The organism is Bacteroides sp. 51 (genome assembly GCF_010500965.1).
Lineage (GTDB): Bacteria > Bacteroidota > Bacteroidia > Bacteroidales > Bacteroidaceae > Bacteroides.
In genome coordinates this window covers 1590-2153 of sequence record NZ_QVMI01000098.1, presented here as the reverse complement: position 1 = coordinate 2153, position 564 = coordinate 1590, and the positions used below count along the sequence as shown (strand labels likewise).

At 55.7% G+C, this 564-nt stretch carries 1 pseudogene; it reads right to left on the bottom strand.

The features are described 5' to 3' along the window. Positions 1-564, bottom strand: a pseudogene (locus D0T87_RS23675) (hypothetical protein); the annotation flags it as partial.

Below are 564 nucleotides of genomic sequence, written 5' to 3'. Positions count from 1 at the left end.
TTCCGCCTGTGCCCGGGCGAAGCAGTCGGCTGCCCGCTTCATATCCTTTTCCAGGTAAGCCAGTATCCCGGCATTGTTCCACCAGGCGGCGGTGCGCTGATTTACCCGCGCCAGGTAACGGGCGGCCGAAGCGGCATCTTTGCGCGCTAGCGCGCTGGCAGCGGCATTCAGGTTCGCCACATCATCCCCGGGGAAAAGCCGAGCCGCGGTTTCAAAGACTTCGTTAAAGGCAGCGGTACCCGGCTCATAAGTGTTTGCAATGAGGAACATCTCGTTTAGGGAGAGGTTGCCCGGGTTACGTTTGAACACTTCTTTACCTTTTTCTAGGGTAAACGGTGCTACGGTATAGTGTAACTGGTAATCGGTGCGGCGAAGCTGTGGGTAGATGTTTTCCAATAGGTAACGGTAGGCTGAGCCACCGTTCAGGGCTTTCAATCGTCCTTCGGCTGCATCATAATCGGCTGCACCGGCACGGATAATTTCAAGCAGGGCATACTTATCCTGCATATAAGACTGGCTAACCAATGTATCGAGCATCGCCCAGTCCTCGCCCCGTCCGCTAAC